The following is a 21,424-nucleotide window of genomic DNA, read 5'->3' as shown; positions in this document are numbered from 1 at the left end:
GAGGCATGGTGGTTGCGTCGAGCAGCCCTGATGCCCCGCCGGCGAGGCATGGTGGTTGCGTCGAGCAGCCCTGATGCCCCGCCGGCGAGGCATGGTGGTTGCGTCGAGCAGCCCTGATGCCCCGCCGGCGAGGCGCGGTGGTTGCGCCGAGCAGCCCTGATGCCCCAGCGGCGAGGCATGGTGGTTGCGTCGAGCAGCCCCGGAGGCCCACCTCCCCCGTGTGATAGCCTCGCAGGCGCGCATGGACCCGTACCGATCCTTCCGCGCCCCCGACGCCGCGCCCCCGGCGCCGCCCCCTGGCCCCGTGGCGGACATGGTGCAGCAGTTCGCCGACCCGTACGCCTTCCTCCGCGAGCTCGTCCAGAACGGCATGGACGCCGGCGCGCGGAAGATCGCCGTGCGCGTCGAGACGCTGCCCGACGCGTGCGCCACCTCGGTCGCCGACGACGGGTGCGGCATGAGCCGCGAGGACATCGAGGGACCGCTGCTCACCCTCTTCAGCTCGTCCAAGGAAGACGACCCCGGCAAAATCGGCAAATACGGCGTCGGCTTCGTCTCGGTGCTCGCCATCCAGCCAGAAAAGGTCGACGTGGAGACGTGGCGCGACGGACAGGCATGGCGCCTCCGGCTGCGCAGCGACACGAGCTACGAGCTCGAGGACGCCGGCCCGCGCCAGGGCAGCGGCACCCGGGTGACCCTCATCCAGCGGCTCAGCCGGGAGGCGTTCGTGGAACACGCTCGCCGCGCCCAGGCGGCGCTCCGCCGCTGGTGCCGCCACGCCAGGTGCGAGATCGCCCTCAGCATCGCCGACCACGAAGGCAACGCACGCGCAAGCGTCGAGCGCATCGATACCCCGCTCTCCGTCGCAGCGCCCGTCTCCGTGACCGCCGTCGAGGAGGAGACGACCTTCGTTGTCGGCCCCTCCGCCGGCGCTCAGCACCTCGCACAGCAGAGAGGCGGCGAGCCCGCCGCGGAGCACGGCCAGAGCTTCGCCGGCTTCTACAACCGCGGCCTCACCCTGTTCGAGACCACGGACGAGCTCTTCAGCGGGCTCTCGGGCGTGCGGTTCAAGGTGATGAGCCCGCACCTCCAGCACACCCTGAGCCGCGACAACGTGCGCCGCGAGGACGCCTTCTGGGAAGCGCTCGCCCGCGTGCGCGAGCTCGTCAAAGGGCCGCTCCGGCGCGAGCTCGCCGCGCGCCTGCCGCAGGCCGCAGCAGGCGCCGCCGCCGGCGAGGGCGCCGCCGCCGCGTACGCGGCGATGCTCGAGGCGGCGCTGTCGCCGCCGACCGCGCTCGATCCGGACGAGATCCCGTTCCCGCTCGCGAGCGCCGTCGCGGGCGACCGGATACGCGCCGGCCTGCGGGCGCTCGCGCGAGGGCGCGAGCCGCTGCTCGTCGCCGAGCGGCCCGGCGCGCTGACCGAGGCCATGGCGCAGGACGGCCTGCCCGTCGTGCTGTGCAACCACCCCGCCACCGTCGCGCTGCTCAAGCGGTGCTTCCCGACGGCGCGCATCGAGGAGGCGCGCGCGGCCTACCTGCGCGTGCGCGAGGAGCCGGAGAGCGCCCGCGCGGCCGACGCGCCGCTGCTCCAGGTGGTCGCCGACGCGCTCGCCCGCGCCCGGCACGGGGTCGCCCGGGTGAGCCTCTGCCGGATCGAGGGCGCCCTCCGCGAGCGCGGCGGGATCCTCCTGCCCGCAGGCGGCGAGCGCGGCGGGCCCGAGCAGAGCTGCCACGCCGCGCGCGACGTCGTGCGGCGCGCGGCGCGCTTCGGGCCACGGCACGCCCTCTACCTCAACGTCGCCAGCGACACCGTGGCGCTCGCCCGCAGGCGCGCCGCCGTCGACCCCGTGACCGCCGGCAACCTGCTCGCCCGCGCGCTGCTCGTCGAGGCCAAGGGGCCGCTCGATCCCGAGGACAGCGACCGGCTCCTCGACCTCGCGGCGAACCCGCCGCCCCTCGCAGGCGCGCCAAGAGGGCTCCCGAGATGAGCCGCGTCGTCGCCCGCGGCGCGATCCGCGTCGATGCCCGCCGCGCCGTCCAGAAGCTCAGGGAACACCTGCTCGTCGACCTCGACCTCTACCTGCTCGAGCTCGTCCGGGCCGCCGCGGCCGGCGGCGCGACGCAGATCGACCTCCAGTACGACGCCGACGACGTCGTCCTGACCTTCGACGGAGAGCCGCCCGACGCGCCCGTCCTGGCGCGCCTCCTCGACCACGTGCTCAACGCCGCGCCCGACGCGCCGTCCCGGCGCCTCCGGCTGCTCGCGCTCGGCGTGAACGCGGCGCTCGGGCTGCGCCCGGCGCGCGTCGACCTGCTCACGACCGGCCGCGGGCCGTCCGGCGAGAGAGCCGAGGCGACCTGCACGCGCGTGCGCTTCACGCCCGCCCTGCTCGAGGCGCCCGAAGGCGCCCTCGCGCCGGCCGCCGCCCCCGCCTGCGACGAGGTGCCGAGGCCGCCCGGGATGCCCGCGGCCGGCCTGCGCGTCGAGGTGCGGCGGCGGCTCGGCTGGTCGGTGCTGCGCCGGGCCATCACCGGCGACACCCCGCCAGAGCTGGCCCACCTGGCGGCGGCCACCGGCGATTTCTCGATCCCGATCGCCCTCGCCGGCGAGCCGCTCCGCCGCGCACCCCCGGGCGGCAAGCCCGCGGTGCTCATGCGCGTGCCCTTCCACGTGCACGGCGCGCGCCGCGCCGCGCTGGAGATCGTCGCGCTGCGCGATCCCGCAGGCGGGCCGGCCCTCTCTGCGCCTCTCTCGACGCCCCTCTCCATGACGCCCCTCCCCGCGCCCTTCTCTCCCCCCCTCTCCGGCCTCCCTGTCGTCGACTACCTCGAGCACGGCGTGCAGCTCGTCCGCGAGCGCTGGAGCTTCGACCCGCGGTTCCCCTCGGCGCCCTACCAGGGCGTCGAGCTCCCGGTCCGCCTCGTCGTCGACGCGGACGAGCTGCCCACCAACGCGTCGCGCTCGGCGCTGCGCGAGGACGCGCCCCTCCGCGCGCGGCTCCGCGAGGCGGCGGGCGGCGCGCTGCTCGACGCGCTCGAGGCGCTGACCGCCCTCCTCCACGGCGAGGGCGCGATCCCGGAGGGCGTGCTCGTCGTCGACGAGGACCGCGGCCGGCTCGAGGACGCGCTCGCGGCCTTCGCGTGCGTCGCGACCGGAGCGGCGCGCGCAGGCGCCAGGCTGGCCCCCGAGGCGCGGGCCGTGCACGAGCTCCCGCTGCTCCGCGACGGACACGGGCGGCCGGTGTCGCTCGCGTCGCTCGACGCGCGCGACGCGTCGCCCCTCTTCCTCCATCGCGGCGACGCGAGGCTCCCGGAGGAGCTCTCCCCCTGGGCCCACGACGTGATCTGGAGCCACGGGGGGGTCGTCGAGCGCGCGCTCGCCGGGCTCCCGCTCGCCGACGCGGAGGCGATGCTCGAGCAGGCGAAGCTCGGCGCAGGGCGCCGCAGGGCGTTCCTCCTGCACGCGACCGGCGAGCCCGTGGTGCCGCCCGCCCCCGAGCACGCGCTCCGCGCCGCCTTCAACGTGGACGAGGGGACGCTCGCCGGCCTGCGCGGCGAGCTCGCCGTCTTCGCCGACGACGGCGAGCCGAGGAGGGGCGCCGAGGTCCGGGTGTTCGTGGACGGGCGGCACCTCGAGACCGTGGAGCTCGATCCCGCCGCCGTCCCCCTGCCGGTCGAGATCGCGCTCGCGTGGGAGGGGCGCGTGCGGCCGCGCTTCGCGTACGACGGCGTCGAGCGCGACGCGCGCTTCTGGCGCGCGGTCCGCCACGCCCTGGGGGTCGCGCTCGCCGCGGCCGACGCCGAGGCGCGGCGACGCTTCGGTCCGAGGGCCGCGCACCAGGGCGCGCCGCAGCCCGAGAGCGAGCTCGCTCGCCTGAGGGGCCTGCTGCGCGCCGCGATCGGCACGATGTTCTGCGCTCCGCAGCGCCTCGGCGCGCCCGACCGCAGACAGGGGCGCCGGGGCGGCGCCGGGCGGCGCCACGGGCGCGACGTGGACGACCTCGCGCCGTCGCGCTTCGGCGGCCTCCTGGAGGCGCGGCTCTGGCCCACGCTCGGGACAGGCCGGTTCCTGAGCCTGAAGGGCCTCGCCTCGCTCGCCCGGGCGACGCGCGGCCTCTGCACCGCGCCGCCCGATGCGCGGGGGCGCGCGGCCGACCGGCGGCCCGTGCTCGCCGCCTCGCAGCGCGAGCTCGACTGGCTCGCCGCCGCGCTCCCGGGGTGCGAGCTCGTCCCCTACGCGCCGGGGCTCCTCGGCGAGGACGAGCTCGCGGCGCGGGGCCCGGCGCGGCGGCGCGCGCTCGCGGCGTCGCTGGAGAAGGTCGCGCCGAGAGGCGAAGCCCCCGCGCCGGTCCTCGCGGTCGCCGGCCCCGGCTTCCTCGCCCTCGCCACGCCCGGCGACGCGATGGTCGAGGTGTGGCACCACGCGTCCCAGCCGCTCGCCACGCTGGAGGCCGCGACGCCGCTCCTCGGCCCCGCCGCCGTCGCGATCGACGACGACGCGGCGGTGCCGGGCAGGGCCTGGAACAGCCTCCTGTCGCCGCGCAACGACGCCGCCGTCCACGCGATCGAGCGCGCGCTCTGCGAGGCGCTCGTGGCCGCGCTGGAGGGCGACGCCGCGGCGCGCGCGCGGCTCGGCCTGCGCGGCGACCCGCTCCGCCACCGCGGCCGACCGGACGCCCGCCTGATCGCCTACCTCCTCGAGAGCGCGCGGGCGCTCGCGGAGCGAGCCCGGAGCGCGCCCGTCGAGGCGGCCCTCGGCGAGCTCGCGGCGCGCATCCGGCGCCTGCCGCTGCTCGTGATGCTCGATCCGCGCGGCCGGGAGGTCGCGTGCTCGCTCGAGAGCCTCGACAGGACGCACCCGCCGCCGGCGCCGATCCCGGTGCTCGACGAGGCGCCCGGCTTCGAGACGCTCGCCTGGCACCCCCTCGTCGTCCGCGAGCCGCGCGAGCGCGCGGCGCTCCTGCGGTGGGCCGGCGGCCGCGCCCTCCCAGCGCAAGGCGGGCTGCCGGCGCGGCGGCTCCGCGCCTCCATCGAGCAGGGCCGCCTCAAGCGCGCCGAGAGGACGCAGCAGGACCCCAGGGCGCGCGGCGACGCCGCGGGCGCGCCGCGCGCCCCGCCGGCGCTGCCGGGCGCGCCGCCGCACCCGAGCCTGCGGGTGAGCCTCGCCGCGCTCGGCGTGCGGGATCTCGAGGGTGAGCTCGAGATCATCGAAGGGCCGGAGTCGGACGCGCGCTTCATCGACCCCGACGGCGCCGAGCGGCGCGTCGACGTGGATCTGCCGATCCCGCTGCGGATCCTTGCGCGCGCCGGCGCGGCGGACCCGCCGCGGGACAAGGTGCGCGCGCTGCTGGCGCGCCTCGCGAAGGGCGCGGGCCGCCACCTGATCTCGCTCGCGCCCCGCTTCGACGAGCTGCCGCCGTTCGCCCGGAGCCACACGCGCCGCGCGCTCCTGCGGACGCTCGCCCAGGGCAAGCGCGTCGTCGCGGGCGCCGCGGGCGCGCCGCTCTTCCCCGACATCGAGGGGACCCACCGGTCGCTCGACGACCTCCGGCGCGACCCGCGCGCCGAGTGGCTGTGCACCTCGACGCCGCCGCCCTACCCGACGCAGCAGCGCTACGAGCGGCCGGTCCTCACGCTGAGCAGGCCCGAGCGGCTGCAGCTCGCGACGGCCGTGCTCGTCAAGGACATCACCGACACCGTCGCGCGCGATCGCGCGACCGAGGAGCGCCTCGCGGCGCCGCCCCTCACCGTGATCGGCCTCGACGCGGCCGCGCGCGCGGCGTGCTTCGCCGCCTTCCCCTTCGCCCAGCAGGAGGGCGCGCAGACCGCGCACGGCGAGATCGGCCTGCTCGCCCCGGAGCACGCCGGCGCGGCCGGCATCGCGGTGCACGTCGGGCGCCGGCCGCTCTGCGCGATCGGCGCCGGCAGCGGGTGGCCCCTGTGCGCGGCCGTCAACGACGACGCGCTCGAGCCGAACCGCGCCTTCGACGGGCTCAGGACGGGCGCGGACGCGGCGAGGCTCCGGCAGGCGGTGCGCGACGCGACCGCGCGGTGGCTGCGCGGCCGGCTCGCGCCGCCCGAGGACGCGCTCGCGACGCGGTGGCTCGACGCCGCCGTCGCCCGGCCCCGGCCGCTGCTCGTGACCGGCGCGCTCTGGCTGCCCGCGCGGTGGCCCCGCGCGCCGCGGGTGCTCGTCGGCGCGCCCTCCGCGGAGATCCTCGAGGGCGGCGACGTCGCCGCGCCCGGCGGCTTCACGCCGCGCGCGCTGCTCGCCGAGGCGGGGGCCGGCGGCGTCGTCGGGCTCGCGCCGGTCGAGGGGATGCTCCTCGTGTGGCCGCTGGAGGAGGAGCGCTGGGAGGCCGTCGCGGAGCTCGCCATGGAGGCGGCGGCCTCCATGGCGGCCGAGCTCTCGGACGAGACGGCCGCCGCGCCGTACCTGTGGAACCTGCACCTGCTCGGCCGCCTCTCCGGCGGCAGGCTCGCCGCGCCGACCGCCGGCGGGGAGATCGTCGGCCCGGCGGCGGTCCGCGCCGAGCTCGCGGCGAGCGGCTGCCTGTGGATCACCGATCGCCGCGGGAGCGCGGACGGCGATTTCCCGGAGGGGACGCCGGCGTTCGTGCTGCTCGACGACGGCTCGCCGCTCGTCGAGGTGCTGCGCCACCGGGCCGCCCCCGGCGCGCTGCGCGAGCTCGGCGCGCCCGCGGCGCCGCCGGCCTCGGTCGGCGCCGTCGCGGCGGAGGTCGGGGGCGCCGCGACGGCGGTCGGGGGCGCCTCCGGGGCCGCCGGCGACGAGGCTCCGGCGGGCGCGACCGGCGACGAGGCTCCCGCGGGCGCCGCCGGTGTGCGGGCTCCCGCGGGCGCATCCGGCGCCCAGGCCCCCGCGGGCGCGCTCGACGCGAGCGGCGCACGCGCCTGGGTCGGCGCGCTGTGGCGCAGCGTGCGCGGCCTGATCGGCGGCGAGGCGGCGACGCTGCTCGGCGCCGCGGCCGAGCGGCCGGGCGCGACGGCCGAGGGCCCGCTCGCCGCGGCGCTCCGCGAGGCCATCGCGAGGATGGGCCTCGAGGGCTCCCCGGTCCGCGCCGTCGTCGAGAGCCGCTCGGGGAGGCCGGTCCGCTACGAGGCCAGCCGGAGCCACATCGTCATCAACACCGAGCACGAAGCGCTCGCGTGGCTGCGCGCGCGCGGCGCGCCCGATCCCGCGGCCGTCGCGCTGCTGGCGGCGGCCGCCGTCGGCGAGGTGAACCGCGCGCTGAAGTCGGTCACCGACGCGGAGGAGCGCCGGGCGCTCGACCACCTGCTGCGCTCGATGAGGTAGCGCGCGCCGACCGGCGTCGCATGGGCCCGGAGAGAGTTCACATGAAGGCAGGAAGGCGGGAAGATCCCTGAGTTCTTCTTCCCGCTTCAGGGTCGAATTAGGACCACTACCCGCCGCCGAGCGGCAGCCTGCGCTGGGCGCCGACGTCGTAGATCAGGTGGCCGGCGCCGTCGATCCGCGCCGCGGGGTTCAGCGTGTGCTGGGCCCGCGCGCCGGGGCCGAGCAGGTGGACGACCGCGAGCCCGCGCGCGACGAGGGCGTCGGCGATGAGGCGGCGGTGGCAACGCCACCAGAGCGTCTCGGCGCACAGGAGGGCCATGCGCCGTCCCGCCCGGGCTTCCGCCTCCACCTCGGAGAGCGCGCGCTGGAAGGCGGCGGTCTCCATGTGGTCGGCGTAGGCCCGGAAGCTCGCGTTCTCCCAGACGACGTGGGGCGAGCCCTCCCGCCCGATCCGCCGGCCGCCCAGCGAGTTGCCGCGGAAGACGTAGGTCACCCCGAGCGGGGGCAGCGCCTCGGCGAGCGCGGCGCGGCCGAGGTGCGGCGACCGGCGGGATCCCGGGAACCTCCGGACGTCGACGAGCGTGTCGGCCGGCCCCTCGCCGAGCAGCTCGACGAGCTCTTCCAGACTGCGGGTGCCGTGGCCGACGGTGAAGACGGTGTCCACGGGGGAGAGCTTTGCGTCCCGGCAGCGCGCAGGCAACGTGCGCGGGAGGCGCTCGCCGGGGCTCCTGGTCTCCCTGGCCTCGGGCCGTCCCGGCGCCGGCCGGCGCGCGGGTCGTGCTCCTGTTCGACCCTGAAGGCGGGAAGAAAAGCTCAAGGATCTTCCCGCCTTCATGGGAACTCTCTCCGGGCCCATGCGACCCCTGCCGGCCGCCGGGCGGCGTCGTCGGGCTCGCGCCGCGCCCCCGGGTGCATCCGCCCCGGATCCTGTGCTCCACTGCGGCCATGACCCTGGGCGCCGCGTCGCGGATGACGGAGAAGATCGCCACGGTGCTCGCCGGCCGCGAGCCGAGCCTCCCTGCCCGCGCCGGCGAGGCGCTCGCGCGCTGGCTCGAGCTCGTCCAGGGGTGGAACGCGAAGGTCGATCTGACGGCGGCGCGGAGCGCCGACGAGCTCGCCGACCTCATGCTCGCGGACGCGCGGCTCCTCTCGGAGCACATCCCCGAGGGGCGGCGCGTCGTCGACGTTGGCACGGGGGCCGGCGCGCCCGGCCTGCCGCTCGCGGTGCTGCGGCCGGATCTGGAGGTGACCCTCGTCGAGCCCCTGCAGAAGCGCGTCGCATTCCTGCGGACGGCGATAGGCACGCTGGTCCAGGAAGGCGAGCTCAAGAAGCCGCCCCGGGTCGAGCGCGCGCGCGGCGAGGATCTCGTGCGGGCCGGGAGGTCGTTCGAGGTGGCGCTCTCCCGCGCGACGCTCGCGCCGGACGCGTGGCTGCCCCTCGGCGCGGCGCTCACCGCGCAGGAGCCGGCGGATCGGCGCGAGATCTGGGTCCTGCTCGCCCGCGACGAGCCGCCGGCGCACGCCGGCTGGGCGCCCGCGATCGATCTCCGGTATCGCTGGCCGCTCACCGGCGCCGATCGGAGGGCGGTGCGGTATGTGCCAGAAACCACGATGCTCACCGGATCGCCTGGTCGGGTATCGCCTGAGCCAGACCGCCAGTCGTTGGACTGAAATCCTGAGGAAAGCTCCTCCACGGAGAATTATCCGCTTTCACGGAGGCGCGGCGTCGAGGCCCACTCGGCTCGTCCGGTATGGCGAATCAGCACCGATTCCGTTACTGTCCGGAAACCACATGCAGGCGCCCGACGTGGGCAGCGCCTCTTGGCTCCGGAGACAGGCATGAAAATCCAACGCATTTCGGCGGTTTTGCTCACCGCGGTCGCCACCTCGGCAGGATTCATCGGTTGTAGCTCTGACGATCCGGACGATGGCGCTGGCGGGGCCGGGGCCTCGGGCTCGACCACGTCCTCGACCACGGGCACCCGCGCCGTGAGCACCAGCGGCGGCGGCTCGCAGCTCGCGAAGTATCTCGGCACCGCGTGCGAAGCGGACGCTGACTGCGGCCCGGACGGCATTTGCTTTTTGGAGTCATCCACCGACTTCTTCGGCGGCGGCCCTGCGGGCGGGTACTGCACGAAGGAGTGCGGCGGAGACGACGATTGCGAAGGGGATGACAGCGTGTGCAGCGGCGGCATCTGCCTGCTCGGCTGCATGCCGGGGGATCCCCCGTTCGTGGAGGGCGACCCGAGCGTCGATCCGGACAAGTGCCAGGGGCGCGAGGAGCTGCGCTGTGAGGTGTACGACGGCGCGACGGTCTGCTTGCCGGGCTGCGGCACGGACGCCCAGTGCACCGATCGCGCGTGCGATCCCCGGTCGAGCGTCTGCGTCGACGAGCCGACGACGGGGCAGGCCAACGGCACCCAGTGCGAGCGGAGCGCGGGCGGCGAGGATCCCTGCTCGGGGTGGTGCGTCGGCATCACCGAGGAGGTCGCCATGTGCGCCGAGCTCTGCGGGCTCAACGGCGATCCCAACCTCGACTGCGGAGGTCTGCAGGAGGGCCTCTGCGCTTACCCGCTCGATGCTGACGCCGGTCCGGGCGACCTCGGGCTCTGCGTCAATGCGTGCACGAGCCACAGCGGCTGCTTGCTGCCGTACTTCTCCTGCGTGAACCTGGGCACGGCCGCGAACGTCATGGGCTTCTGCCTCTTCGGGCCGCCCGTGTGCGAGGAAGTCGGGGCTGAGTGCAAAGATGGGTCTGTCTGCAGCGAGACGCCGGACGGCCTCTTCTGCCTCGATCCGGCCTTCCCGCTGGACGACGCCGGCACGGGCGGCGGCGGCGGCGGTGGTGGCGCCGGCGGCGGTGACGGCGGCGGTGGTGCTGCCGGCACGGGCGGCGCAGGCGGCACCGGCGGCACCGGCGGCACCGGCGGCACGGGTGGCATCGGCGGCACCGGCGGCACCGGCGGCACGGGTGGCACCGGCGGCACGGGTGGCACCGGCGGCACGGGCGCTGCCGGCGGCGCGGGCGGCACCGGCGGCACCGGCGGCACCGGTGCTGCTGGCGGCGCGGGCGGTGCTGGCGGCGCCAGCGGCGGCTGATCGCCGAGTCACCCGGACCCGGGCCTCTCCTTCCATCGAGCGCTGCGTACACCGCGGATGAGGCCCTCCGGTCCGCACGCTTTTTCCGGCTCCTCGAACTCCCCCCCTCTCGTCGCGTCACCCTCTCTGCACATTCAAGGTTGAGCGCCGGGTTCGAACAGGAGACAGGAAGACGGGAAGGAATGCCCGCGACCGTTCCCGCCTCCTCTCCTTCCACGTCCATTCCTCCGCGCAGATCGGCCCTCGCGCGAGCCCGTCCGTTCGAGGGCTCCAGCGTTGTTTGGAGCGCTCGGACCGTTCAGCCTGTGACGGACCCGCGAGCGTCAATCCCGCCGGCGGAAGAGGAAGAGCGCGAGCACGCGCGGCGGTTTCCCGCGTAGATTGCGCCTCTCAGCGCGAGCACCACGAGGCGCGCCGTCTCAGGCGAGGCAGATCGCCACACGACCCTTCGAGCGTGGCGCGCCGCGCGCGTCGAAGACATCCACGCCGGGAGCGCTCGCCGCGCCGGCATCCCCTTTGCTCAGACGCCCGTGCGGGCAGGAGGACCGCATGAACAAGCTCGCTCTCTTCACCTCGGCCGCCGTCATGGCGGCCGCGACGATGGGTTTCACCGGGACCGCGCACGCTCAGGAAAAGACGCGCGACAAGGTCACCATCACCGATTCCGTGCCGAACCGCGGGCTCATCTGGAGCGGCGTCGCCGTGCTCGGCACCACCTACGGGATCTCGACCGTCGTGGCGACGCTCAGCGACAACCCCGCGGACCGCGCGCTCTGGGTGCCCATCGCGGGGCCCTGGATCGACCTCGGCACCCGCGGCGAGTGCAGCGGCGAGCGGGAGTGCAACGCCGAGACGACCCACAAGGTGCTGCTCGTGGCCAACGGGCTCGGCCAGGCGATCGGCGCGCTGCAGATCCTGAGCGGCTTCATCTTCCCCGCGAAGCGCACGGTGACCGAGGTCGGGACCGTGCAGATCATCCCCTTGGGCAAGGGGCTCGCCGCCAGGACCGTGTTCTGAGCCGACATGCGACGTCGCGAGCCCGCCCCCGCCCCGCCGCGCGCCCGGGGCCTACCCGGCGGCAGACGGCGCGCTCGCCCGGGGCGACAGGCCGCGAACGAGGGCCGCGAGCGTGCGCAGCACCGGGGTGTCGACGCCGGCCCGGCGCCCGCGCTCGACCACGGCGCCCTGGAGGATCTCGACCTCTGTCGCGCGGCCGGCGCGCACGTCCTGCAGCATCGACGGCTCCGTGAGCGGGAACTCCGCGCGCGTGAGGGCGATCATCGCGTCCGCGGTCGCCTCGGAGATCTCCGCCCCCTCCGCCCGCGCGACCGCGATCACCTCGAGCATCGCCGCCCGGGCGAGGTCCTCCATCCGCTCCACGGCCGCCCCGGCGCGCTGGCCGGTCAGCGCGCAGATCGCGTTGAAGGGGGCGTTCCAGACCATCTTCTCCCAGAGCATGGCGCGGTAGCTCGACCCCCGGCGGACCGGGATGCCCGCGCGCTCGAGCAGCGCGGCGATCGCCTCGACCCGCGCCTCCTGCCCGGGCCGGTACGGCGCGAGGCCGGCGCGCGTCGGCGCGAGCGTGTCGATCTCGCCAGGGCCGCTGAGGCCCGCGGACATGTACGCGATGGCGGCGATCACGCGCGACTCGCCGACCTCGCGGGCGACCGCGTCCTCCGAGTCGAGCCCGTTCAGGAGGGGCGCGGCGAGGCCGTCCGCTGCGAGCAGCCCGGGGAGCTCCGCGCTCACGGCGGGGAGAGACGGCCACTTCACGGCGATGAGCGCCAGATCGAACGGCCCGCGCGCCCCGTCGAGCGGGGTCACGCGGAGCGGCGGCGTGCGCAGCTCGCCCGACGGCGTGCGGATGACGAGCCCGCGCGACCGCATCGCCTCGGCGTGCGCGCCCCGCGCGACGAAGGTGACGTCTTCCCCCGCGAGGGCGAGCCTCGCCCCGAAATAGCCACCCACCGCGCCCGCGCCGACTATGAGGATCCGCATCGGCGGCGACCATAGCATGCTCGAACCGGAGCGCAGACAGCCGACATGTGGCCGCCAGCACGGTTTGCGGAGTTGCATGAGCCGAGATGCATAGGCCGGACGCTCCCCCCCTGGCTCAAGCCAGCGCCGGCAGGAACACCGGCGCCGAGCCCAGCACGACGCTGGAAGCCGGGCAGATTCAGCGCTTGCTCGACGCCCTGCCGGCGCTCATCTCCTATGTCGATAACGACGAGCGCTACGGCACCGTCAACCAGGCCTACGAGCGCTGATTCGGTGAAGCGCACGGCTCCCTCGCCGGCCGGCAGGTGCGCGAGGTGATCGGCGACGCCGCGTACGCCGTCGTGAAGCCGCACATCGACGCGGTGCTCCGCGGAAAACCGCAAGATTTCGAGTCGCGGCTCGTTTACCGCAGGGGCGGCAGGCGCCACGTCCGCATCCAGTACATTCCGCACCTCGGCGCGAGCGGCGATGTGCGCGGCTTCTTCACGCTCGTCGCGGACATCAGCGAACAGAAGCGCGCCGAGGAGGCCCGTCGCTTGCTGGCCGACGCGACGGCCCTGCTCGATCCGGTGCTCGACCGCGACACGAGCTACCGGCGCGTCGCCGAGCTCGCCGTCGCCTCGATGGCGGCCTTTTGCTCCGTCCACTCGCTCGATCCGGACGGCACCCTCCGCGCGCGGGTCATCGCGCACGCGGATCCGGCCAAGGCAGCGCTCGTCTCCAGGCTGGCCCAGCGCGGCCGGCGCATGGCCGGCCTCCAGCACATCACCGCGGCGCTCGCCGACGCGCTCACCTGCGACGCGGTGAGCCCCGGCCCCGGCGAGGGCAGCACCCTCAGCGTCTGGCTCCCCCTCGCGGGCGCGCCGGCGGAGAGCGCCGCGGCGCCCGCGACCGAGATCCCGCGCTCCGGGGCGGGCGTCCTCCTCGTCGACGACAACGTCGACGCCGCCGAGGGCCTGCGGCGCATCCTCCAGCTCCACGGCCACACGGTCTCGATGGTGCACGACGGCCCGGCGGCGCTCGAGAGCGCGCGCGCGTCGAAGCCCGAGCTCGTCCTGCTCGACCTCGGCCTGCCCGGGATGGACGGCTACGAGGTCGTCCGGCGCCTGCGCGCCGAGCCCGAGCTCCGGCGCTCCTACATCGCCGCCGTGTCCGGCTACGGGCAGGACCAGGACCGCCGCCGCTCGCGCGAGGCAGGCTTCGACGCCCACCTCACGAAGCCGGTCGCGACGGCGCAGCTGCTCGCCCTCGTCGCCGAGGCCGCCCCGCGCGGGTGACCGGCCCGCCGGCCATTTCAGAGTTGCAATGGTTTCGCTCCGGCGGAGCGACACACACACGAAACAGTCTCCTCCTGTTCCGGGCGAATCGCCCTTTTCCTTTCATTGACGCTGTTCGGATCGCCCTCGCGCGGAGCCCTGTTACGCTCGTTCGCGACCGCGAAACGCGCAGGAAACAGAGGGATTGTCCGGGATCGAGCGCGCCGCTGGGCACACAATTTATTCCTGCGAAACAGTTGTGAAACAGAGCCCACAGTAGACAGTTTCTGGTCCGGGAATATGGCCGGGCGCCGTCGCTCGGACGGCAGTACGGCAGTGACGGTGAGAAGGACTCACCGGGTCCAAAGGTGGGTTTCATGAGCAAGAAGAAGGACCTCCTCGTCATCGGCAACGGCATGGTCGGGCACAAGTTCATCGAGAACATGGTTCTCGGCGGCTTCCTGCGCGAATGGAACATCACGACCTTCTGCGAGGAGCCGCGGCTCGCCTATGACCGGGTGAACCTGTCTGCCTTCTTCAGCGGCAAGTCGGCGGATGACCTGTCGATGGTGAAGCCCGGCCTCTACGAGGAGGCGGGGATCCACGTCCACCTGGGCGACAAGGCCGTATCGATCGACCGGCGCAAGAAGGCCGTGACCTCCGCGAAGGGGAAGACGGTCTATTACGACAAGCTCATCCTCGCCACCGGCTCGTACCCGTTCGTCCCGCCGATCAAGGGCAAGGACACGAAGGGCTGCTTCGTGTACCGCACGATCGACGACCTCGAGGCCATGGCGGCCCACGCGAAGGGCGCGAAGGTCGGCACGGTCATCGGCGGCGGCCTGCTCGGGCTCGAGGCGGCCAACGCGCTCAAGAACATGGACCTCCAGGTCCACGTCGTGGAGTTCGCGCCGCGGCTGATGGCCCTCCAGGTGGACGACGCCGGCGGCACGATCCTCCGCCAGAAGATCGAGTCGCTCGGCGTGGAGGTGCACACGAACACCTCGACCACCGAGATCGTCGCCGAGCGCGGCCGCGTGGCGAGGATGCTCTTCGCCGACCAGACCGATCTCGCGACCGACATGATCGTCTTCTCCGCCGGCATCCGCCCGCGGGACGAGCTCGCCAGGGCGTGCGATCTCGCGATCGGCAACCGCGGCGGCGTCGTCATCAACGATCGCTGTCAGACGTCCGATCCGGACATCTACGCGATCGGCGAGTGTGCCAGTTACAGCAACCAGCTCTATGGCCTGGTGGCGCCCGGCTACCACATGGCCAAGGTCGCGGCCGACGCCCTCACCGGCGGGAAGGAGACCTTCAACGGCTTCGACATGAGCACCAAGCTCAAGCTGATGGGCGTGGACGTCGCGAGCTTCGGCGACGCGTTCGCGACGCAGCCCGGCGCGCGCGTGGTCAGCTTCATGAACGCGGCGTCGAACGTCTACAAGAAGCTCGTCGTCAGCGCGGACGGCAAGCACCTCCTCGGCGGCATCCTGGTCGGCGACGCCTCGAACTACGGGCAGCTGCTCCAGCTCGTGCAGAACAAGATCGTGCTCCCGCCGGACCCCGAGGAGCTCATCGTCACCGCGCGCGACGGCGCGAAGCCGGCGGGCTTCGGGGTCGAGGCGCTGCCCGACACCGCCATGATCTGCTCGTGCCTGAACGTCACGAAGAAGGCCATCTGCTCGGCCATCTGCGACGACAAGCACGTCACGGTCGCCGCCATCAAGGGGCACACGAAGGCCGGCACGGGCTGCGGCTCGTGCACCACGCTGATCACCGACATCCTGAAGAAGGAGCTCAAGAAGGCGGGCGTCGCGGTGACGAACTACCTCTGCGAGCACTTCAACTACTCGCGGCAGGAGCTCTATCACCTTGTCCGGATCCACGCGATCAAGACCTTTGACGACCTGATCGAGCGCCACGGCAAGGGCAAGGGGTGCGAGATCTGCAAGCCGGCGGTGGCCTCGATCCTCGCCTCGACGTGGAACGAGCACATCCTGAACAAGAAGCACCTGCCGCTCCAGGACACGAACGATCGCTTCATGGCCAACGTCCAGAAGGACGGCACCTACTCGGTGGTCCCGCGCGTGCCGGCCGGCGAGATCACGCCGGATCAGCTCATCGCCCTCGGGCACGTCGCGAAGAAGTACAGCCTGTACTCGAAGATCACCGGCGGCCAGCGGGTGGACCTGTTCGGCGCGCGGCTGGAGCAGCTGCCCGACATCTGGGGCGAGCTCATCGCCGCCGGCTTCGAGTCGGGGCACGCCTACGGCAAGGCGCTCCGCACCGTGAAGTCGTGCGTGGGCAGCACCTGGTGCCGCTACGGCGTGCAGGACTCGGTGGGCTTCGCGGTCGCGGTCGAGAACCGCTACAAGGGGCTGCGCAGCCCCCACAAGCTGAAGTCCGCGGTGTCCGGCTGCGCGCGCGAGTGCGCCGAGGCGCAGAGCAAGGACTTCGGGATCATCGCGACGGAGAAGGGCTACAACCTCTATCTCTGCGGCAACGGCGGGATGAAGCCGCAGCACGCCCAGCTCTTCGCCGCGGATCTCGACGAGGCGACGCTCATCAAGTACCTCGATCGGTTCCTGATGTTCTACATCCGCACGGCGGACCGGCTCCAGCGCACGGCCACGTGGTTCAACAACCTCGAGGGCGGCATGGATTACCTCAAGCAGGTCATCATCGAGGACTCGCTCGGGATCTGCGAGGAGCTCGAGAAGGAGATGGCCCACCTCATCGCGACCTACGAGTGCGAGTGGAAGGTCGCGGTCTCCGACGCCGAGAAGCTCAAGCAGTTCCGCCCGTTCGTGAACGCCGGAGAGCCCGACCGGAGCATCGTCTTCGTCAGCGAGCGGGCGCAGCACCGCCCGGCGGCCTGGAAGGAGAAGTCGAACGTCGTCGAGGAGATGATCTGACCGCAGGTCGACAGGCCTTTTCTGAGAGGGATCGTCATGAACGAGCTGCACACGTCGGAAGCGCCCCGGAACGAGGGCACGACCCAGGGCTGGGTCGAGGTTTGCGGGGTCGAGGACATCATCCCGAACACGGGCGTCTGCGCGCTCGTGGGGAGGCGCCAGGTCGCGGTGGTCCGGGTCGGCGAGGGCGAGGAGATCTACGCAATCAGCAACTTCGACCCGTTCAGCAAGGCGTTCGTCCTCTCGCGCGGCATCGTCGGGGACAAGGGGGGCATTCCCAAGATCGCCTCGCCGATCTACAAGCAGAGCTTCGACCTGCGCACCGGTCAGTGCCTGGACGACCCGGGCGTGCGCGTCCCCGTGTACCCTGCCCGGATCCGGGGCGGGCGCGTCGAGGTCCAGGTCCCGGCAGAGCCGTACGTCGCGGCGAGCTGACCCGATGGGCTGGCGAGGCAGCGCCGCTTTTCTCTTCGCGACGGGCACGCCGCCGTTCGCGGTGTGTCTCTTGAAGTCCTCCGGGCTGGGTTTCCGCGCGGGGTAGACAGGGATTATCGATGAGCGTTGCAAAGGTGTCGGACACTCATTTTCGTTTGCCCATCATCAACTCGCCGCCGAAGATCCACGACAGCAACAAGACCCTGCTGGAGGCGCTCCTCGCGGACCAGCAGAAGCTCACGGCGGTCGAGAAATTCTCGAAGATCCACGAGGAGCACGCGCTCCCGGCTCAATCCAAGTACTACCGCGACCTCATCCCCTTCGAGAAGCCGAAGCCGGGGCAGCAGTACGCCTTCGAGGTCGACCTCGACGCCTGCACGGCGTGCAAGGCGTGCGTCACCGCCTGCCACAGCCTGAACGGCCTCGACGAGGACGAGGTGTGGCGCTCGGTCGGGCTCCTCCACGGCGGCACGCCCCAGGCGCCGGCGCAGCAGAGCGTGACCACGGCGTGCCACCACTGCCTGGACCCGGCGTGCATGACGGGCTGTCCGGTCAAGGCCTACGAGAAGGACCCGGTCACCGGCATCGTCAAGCACCTCGATGATCAGTGCATCGGCTGCCAGTACTGCGTCCTGATGTGTCCCTACGACGCTCCGAAGTTCAACGCGGAGCGGGGGATCGTGCGCAAGTGCGATATGTGCAGCGACCGGCTGGCCAACGACGAGGCCCCGGCGTGCGTGCAGTCGTGCCCCAACGGCGCCATCCGCATCACGGTGGTCGATCAGGCGCAGGCCGTGCAGGAGAGCCAGACCAACGTCTTCCTGCCGGGCGCGGCGGCGCCGGAGATCACGATCCCGACGACCACCTACAAGACGAAGAAGTCGCTCCCGCGCAACATGCTGCCTGCGGACTTCTACCAGGTGAGCCGGGAGCACTCCCATCCTCCGCTCGTCGCCATGCTCGTGCTGACGCAGCTCTCGGTGGGCGCGTTCTGCGTGAACCTGGCCCTCAACGAGCTCCTCGGCGAGCAAGCGACCCGGGATTTCGGCGGCCACAGCGCCACCTTCGCGCTCGTCTTCGGGCTCGCGGCGCTGAATGCGAGCCTCTTGCACCTCGGTCGACCGCAGTACGCGTTCCGGGCGTTCCTGGGGCTCAAGACGTCGTGGCTCAGCCGGGAGATCCTCGGGTTCTCGCTCTTCGCCGGCGCCGCGACCCTCTACGCGGCCTCGTTCTGGGTGCCCTCGATCCCGGCGCTCGCGCCGCTCTTGCCGCTCGGCCCGTTGCAGACGCCGCTGTCCTACGCGGTCGCGCTGAGCGGGATGCTGGGCGTGTTCTGCTCGGTGATGGTGTACGCCGCGACCCAGCGGGAGCACTGGCGCGGGGGCCTGACGGGCTTCAAGTTCGCGGGCACGGCGGCCGTGCTCGGGAGCTCGACGGTCCTGATGGTCGCGCTGCTCCTGAGCCGCGAGCACGCGGCGCTGCTCCTGACCCGCGGCTTCCGCGCGCTGAGCGCGTTCCTGTGCGTGTCGATGGCGCTCAAGCTGGCCGTGGAGCTGTCGATGTTCCGGCACCTCCGGCGGCGGAGCCACTCGACGCTCAAGCGGAGCGCGATCCTGATGGCGGGGGAGCTGAAGGGCGCGACGGGCTGGCGCTTCGCCTGCGGCGCGCTCGGCGGCATCGTCCTGCCCGCGCTCAGCCTCTTCTCGGCGCCGAACAGCGGCGTGAGCTCCGAAGCTTTGATGGCCATGGCGGTCGTGGCGTTCGTGTTCTGCCTCGCGGGGGAGTTCCTCGAGCGGTATCTGTTCTTCGCCGCCGCGCCCGCCTCCAAGATGCCCGGAGGGCTCTCCTGATGACCACCGACGCGAGCGATGCAAAGGCAAAGGCAAAGAAGACGTCAGCGGAGCCGAAGAAGGCCGACAACCTCCTCCTGCAGCGCAACGGGCCGCTGACGCGCGACCTGCTGCTCGCGCCCGGCGAGTTCGGCCTCGGGAGGGTGCCTGCGCGGCTGAAGCCGGATCAGACGACCACGGTCGTGTGCGGCTTCTGCTCGACCGGGTGCGGGCTGAACGTCCACCTCAAGGACGGCGAGGCGATCAACCTCTCGCCGAACACCGACTATCCCGTCAACCTGGGGATGGCGTGCCCGAAGGGCTGGGAGGCGCTCACGCCGCTCCGGGCGAGCGACCGCGCCACGACGCCGCTCCTCAGGAACGCGCGCGGGAAGCTGGAGCGGGTGGAGTGGGACGTCGCGCTGCGCACGTTCGTCGACAGGTTCAAGGCGATCCAGGAGGCGCACGGCAAGGCGTCGGTCGCCTTCATCAGCACGGGGCAGATCGTCACCGAGGAGATGGCCTTCCTCGGGGCGCTCGCGAAGTTCGGGATGGGCATGCTGCACGGGGACGGCAACACCCGGCAGTGCATGGCGACCTCGGTGGTCGCCTACAAGGAGTCGTTCGGGTTCGACGCGCCGCCCTACACGTACCGCGATTTCGAGGAGTCCGACGTCGTGGTGCTCGTCGGCTCGAACCTCTGCATCGCCCACCCGATCATGTGGGAGCGGCTGTGCAAGAACAAGAACCGTCCGGAGATCCTCGTCGTGGATCCGCGCAAGACCGAGACGGCGATGGCGGCGACGGCGCACTATGCGCTGAAGCCGAAATCGGATCTGACGCTGTTCTACGGCATCGCGCACATCCTCATCCAGCGCGGGTGGATCGACAAGGATTACATCGACGCGCACACCGTCGATTTCGAGCAGTTCAGGGCGCACGTCGAGGACTTCACGCCCGCGCGGGTGTCCGCGGCGACGGGGCTCGGCGAGGAGCAGCTCGCGTCGTTCGCCGAGACGATCCACAGCGGAAAGCGGGTGTCGTTCTGGTGGACGATGGGCGTCAACCAGAGCCACGAGGGCGTGCGGGTCGCGCAGGCGATCATCAACCTCGCGCTGATGACGGGGAACATCGGGCGGCCCGGGACCGGGGCGAACTCCATCACGGGCCAGTGCAACGCGATGGGCTCGCGGATGTTCAGCAACACGACGGGCCTGTTCGCCGGCCACGACTTCACGAAGGAGGAGCACCGGAAGAAGATCGCCGCGATCCTCGACATCCCGGAGGAGGTCATCCCGACCCGGAACAGCCTGGCCTACGACCAGATCATCGAAGGCATCTTGAAGGGGAAGATCAAGGGCCTCTGGATCATCGCGACGAACCCGGCCCACTCCTGGATCAACCAGGAGGACCTGCACGAGCTCCTCGGCCGCCTGGAGTTCCTCGTTGTGCAGGACATGTATGCCACGACCGAGACGGCGGAGCGCGCGCACCTCGTCCTCCCGGCGGCCTCGTGGGCCGAGAAGGAGGGCACGTTCATCAACTCGGAGCGGCGCATCGGCCTCGTGAAGAAGGTCGCGCGGGCGCCCGGCCAGGCGCTGGCCGACTTCCACATCTTCCAGCTCGTGGCCCAGTACTGGGGCTGCGGCGACCTGCTCGAGGAGTGGAAGAGCCCCGAGGCCGTCTTCCAGATCATGAAGCGGCTCTCGAAGGGGCAGCCGTGCGACATCACGGGCATCGACGACTACGCGATGCTCGACGAGCGCGGGGGCATCCAGTGGCCCTACCCCGAGGGGGCGGCCTTCGAGACGAACGAGCGGCGGCTGTTCGAGGACGGCCAGTACTACCGGCCGGATCAGAGGGCGAAGTTCGCCTTCCAGGCGCCCCGCCAGCTGCCGGAGCCGACCGACGAGCAGTATCCGTTCACGCTGCTCACCGGGCGAGGGAGCTCCAGCCAGTGGCACACGCAGACGCGGACCAAGAAGTCGGCGGTGCTGCAGCGGCTCTATCCGAAGGAGATCTACGTCGAGGTGAGCCCGGTCGACGCGAAGAAGCTCGGGTTCGAGATGAACGAGTGGGTGGTCATCGCGTCGCGCCGCGCCGAGATCAAGGCGCGGGCGTTCGTCACGAACTCGGTGCAGCCGGGGGAGATCTTCATCCCGATGCACTACGAGGTCACGAACAAGCTGACGTTCCCGGCGTTCGATCAGTATTCCCGGCAGCCCTCGTACAAGGCGTGCGCGGTGAAGATGCGGCGCGAGGAAGATCGCGGGTAGCACCGCGCCGGCCACGTATCCCTGCGAGGTGTCGTCAGCGCCGCCGGAGCGGTTTCACGACGAGCACGCCGGTCTGGACGTAGCGCTCGTAGACGGCACGCAGCTCCACCTCGTTGAGCCCCCGGTCGTCGCCGTCGAGGGTGTAGAGCCCGCGCACCGGGTCGCGGTGGGCGTTCGCCTGGAACTCCTCCCAGCTCATGTCGTCGTCTCCGCTCGGCGTGGATCCGTCATCCTCGGATGAAGAGGTGGGATCCATGCCGCCGCAACCGGCGAGCACGAGCGCACAGAGAAGGACA

The 21,424-nt window shown here is 72.7% G+C and carries 14 protein-coding genes and 1 pseudogene; 12 read left to right on the top strand and 3 right to left on the bottom strand.

The genetic code is table 11. From position 1 onward, the window contains the following. Positions 1-241 precede the first annotated feature (241 nt). Both WMF17_RS42880 and WMF17_RS42875 read left to right on the top strand, forming a co-directional pair. Positions 242-1,990: an ATP-binding protein gene (locus WMF17_RS42880; protein WP_437646659.1), complete on the top strand. Its 1,749-nt coding sequence runs from the start codon at positions 242-244 to the stop codon at positions 1,988-1,990. Beyond that, the gene (locus WMF17_RS42875) at positions 1,987-7,317 is read left to right on the top strand and encodes a hypothetical protein (protein ID WP_437646657.1); all 5,331 of its coding nucleotides are present in this window, start codon (positions 1,987-1,989) and stop codon (positions 7,315-7,317) included. Before WMF17_RS42880 ends, WMF17_RS42875 begins: the two co-directional genes overlap by 4 nt. Positions 7,318-7,423: 106 nt before the next feature. On the opposite strand, the gene WMF17_RS42870 is transcribed toward WMF17_RS42875, so the two are convergent. After that, complete coding sequence (locus tag WMF17_RS42870; protein WP_437646655.1) at positions 7,424-7,981, bottom strand: DUF488 domain-containing protein; 558 nt, start codon at positions 7,979-7,981, stop codon at positions 7,424-7,426. A gap of 281 nt (positions 7,982-8,262) precedes the next feature. Between WMF17_RS42870 and WMF17_RS42865 the strand changes: the two genes are divergently transcribed. From WMF17_RS42865 to WMF17_RS42855, 3 genes are all read left to right on the top strand, one after another. Beyond that, positions 8,263-8,988 carry a 16S rRNA (guanine(527)-N(7))-methyltransferase RsmG gene (locus WMF17_RS42865; protein WP_437646653.1) on the top strand — a complete coding sequence of 242 codons (726 nt, stop codon included), beginning with the start codon at positions 8,263-8,265 and terminating at the stop codon, positions 8,986-8,988. Positions 8,989-9,306: 318 nt separating this feature from the next. Further along, the gene (locus WMF17_RS42860) at positions 9,307-10,416 is read left to right on the top strand and encodes a hypothetical protein (RefSeq protein ID WP_437646652.1); all 1,110 of its coding nucleotides are present in this window, start codon (positions 9,307-9,309) and stop codon (positions 10,414-10,416) included. Between the two features lie 549 nt (positions 10,417-10,965). Then, the gene (locus WMF17_RS42855; RefSeq protein ID WP_437646650.1) at positions 10,966-11,433 is read left to right on the top strand and encodes a hypothetical protein; all 468 of its coding nucleotides are present in this window, start codon (positions 10,966-10,968) and stop codon (positions 11,431-11,433) included. 51 nt (positions 11,434-11,484) lie between these two features. On the opposite strand, the gene WMF17_RS42850 is transcribed toward WMF17_RS42855, so the two are convergent. Then, a complete protein-coding gene (locus WMF17_RS42850; RefSeq protein ID WP_437646648.1) occupies positions 11,485-12,414 on the bottom strand; it encodes a ketopantoate reductase family protein in 930 nt (309 codons plus the stop codon). A gap of 86 nt (positions 12,415-12,500) precedes the next feature. On the opposite strand from WMF17_RS42850, the gene WMF17_RS42845 reads away from it, so the two are divergent. The 7 genes and pseudogenes from WMF17_RS42845 (at position 12,501) to WMF17_RS42815 (ending at position 21,128) form a co-directional block, all read left to right on the top strand. After that, positions 12,501-12,683, top strand: a complete 183-nt coding sequence (locus WMF17_RS42845; RefSeq protein WP_437646646.1) for a hypothetical protein — start codon at positions 12,501-12,503, stop codon at positions 12,681-12,683. A 12-nt stretch (positions 12,684-12,695) separates the two neighbouring features. Further along, positions 12,696-12,932 (top strand): annotated as a pseudogene (locus tag WMF17_RS42840) (PAS domain-containing protein); the annotation flags it as partial. A gap of 105 nt (positions 12,933-13,037) precedes the next feature. Continuing rightward, positions 13,038-13,691: a response regulator gene (locus WMF17_RS42835; RefSeq protein ID WP_437651458.1), complete on the top strand. Its 654-nt coding sequence runs from the start codon at positions 13,038-13,040 to the stop codon at positions 13,689-13,691. A gap of 356 nt (positions 13,692-14,047) precedes the next feature. Continuing rightward, positions 14,048-16,588 carry a nitrite reductase large subunit NirB gene (gene nirB / locus WMF17_RS42830; protein ID WP_437646644.1) on the top strand — a complete coding sequence of 847 codons (2,541 nt, stop codon included), beginning with the start codon at positions 14,048-14,050 and terminating at the stop codon, positions 16,586-16,588. A 36-nt stretch (positions 16,589-16,624) separates the two neighbouring features. Further along, complete coding sequence (nirD, locus tag WMF17_RS42825) at positions 16,625-17,023, top strand: nitrite reductase small subunit NirD (protein WP_437599329.1); 399 nt, start codon at positions 16,625-16,627, stop codon at positions 17,021-17,023. Positions 17,024-17,142: 119 nt separating this feature from the next. Continuing rightward, the gene (locus tag WMF17_RS42820) at positions 17,143-18,873 is read left to right on the top strand and encodes a DmsC/YnfH family molybdoenzyme membrane anchor subunit (protein ID WP_437599328.1); all 1,731 of its coding nucleotides are present in this window, start codon (positions 17,143-17,145) and stop codon (positions 18,871-18,873) included. Next, positions 18,873-21,128, top strand: a complete 2,256-nt coding sequence (locus tag WMF17_RS42815) for a molybdopterin oxidoreductase family protein (RefSeq protein ID WP_437646642.1) — start codon at positions 18,873-18,875, stop codon at positions 21,126-21,128. The genes WMF17_RS42820 and WMF17_RS42815 overlap by 1 nt, the downstream gene beginning before the upstream one ends. Before the next feature lie 34 nt (positions 21,129-21,162). Here the strand turns inward: WMF17_RS42815 and WMF17_RS42810 are convergent, their stop codons facing one another. Further along, positions 21,163-21,327: a hypothetical protein gene (locus tag WMF17_RS42810; protein ID WP_437599326.1), complete on the bottom strand. Its 165-nt coding sequence runs from the start codon at positions 21,325-21,327 to the stop codon at positions 21,163-21,165. Positions 21,328-21,424: the final 97 nt, after the last annotated feature.

The sequence above is a fragment of the Sorangium sp. So ce362 genome (assembly GCF_051519845.1).
Taxonomy (GTDB): Bacteria; Myxococcota_A; Polyangia; order Polyangiales; family Polyangiaceae; genus Sorangium.
The sequence above is the reverse complement of the archived record's forward strand: the minus strand, read 5'-3'. Positions and strand labels throughout refer to the sequence as shown.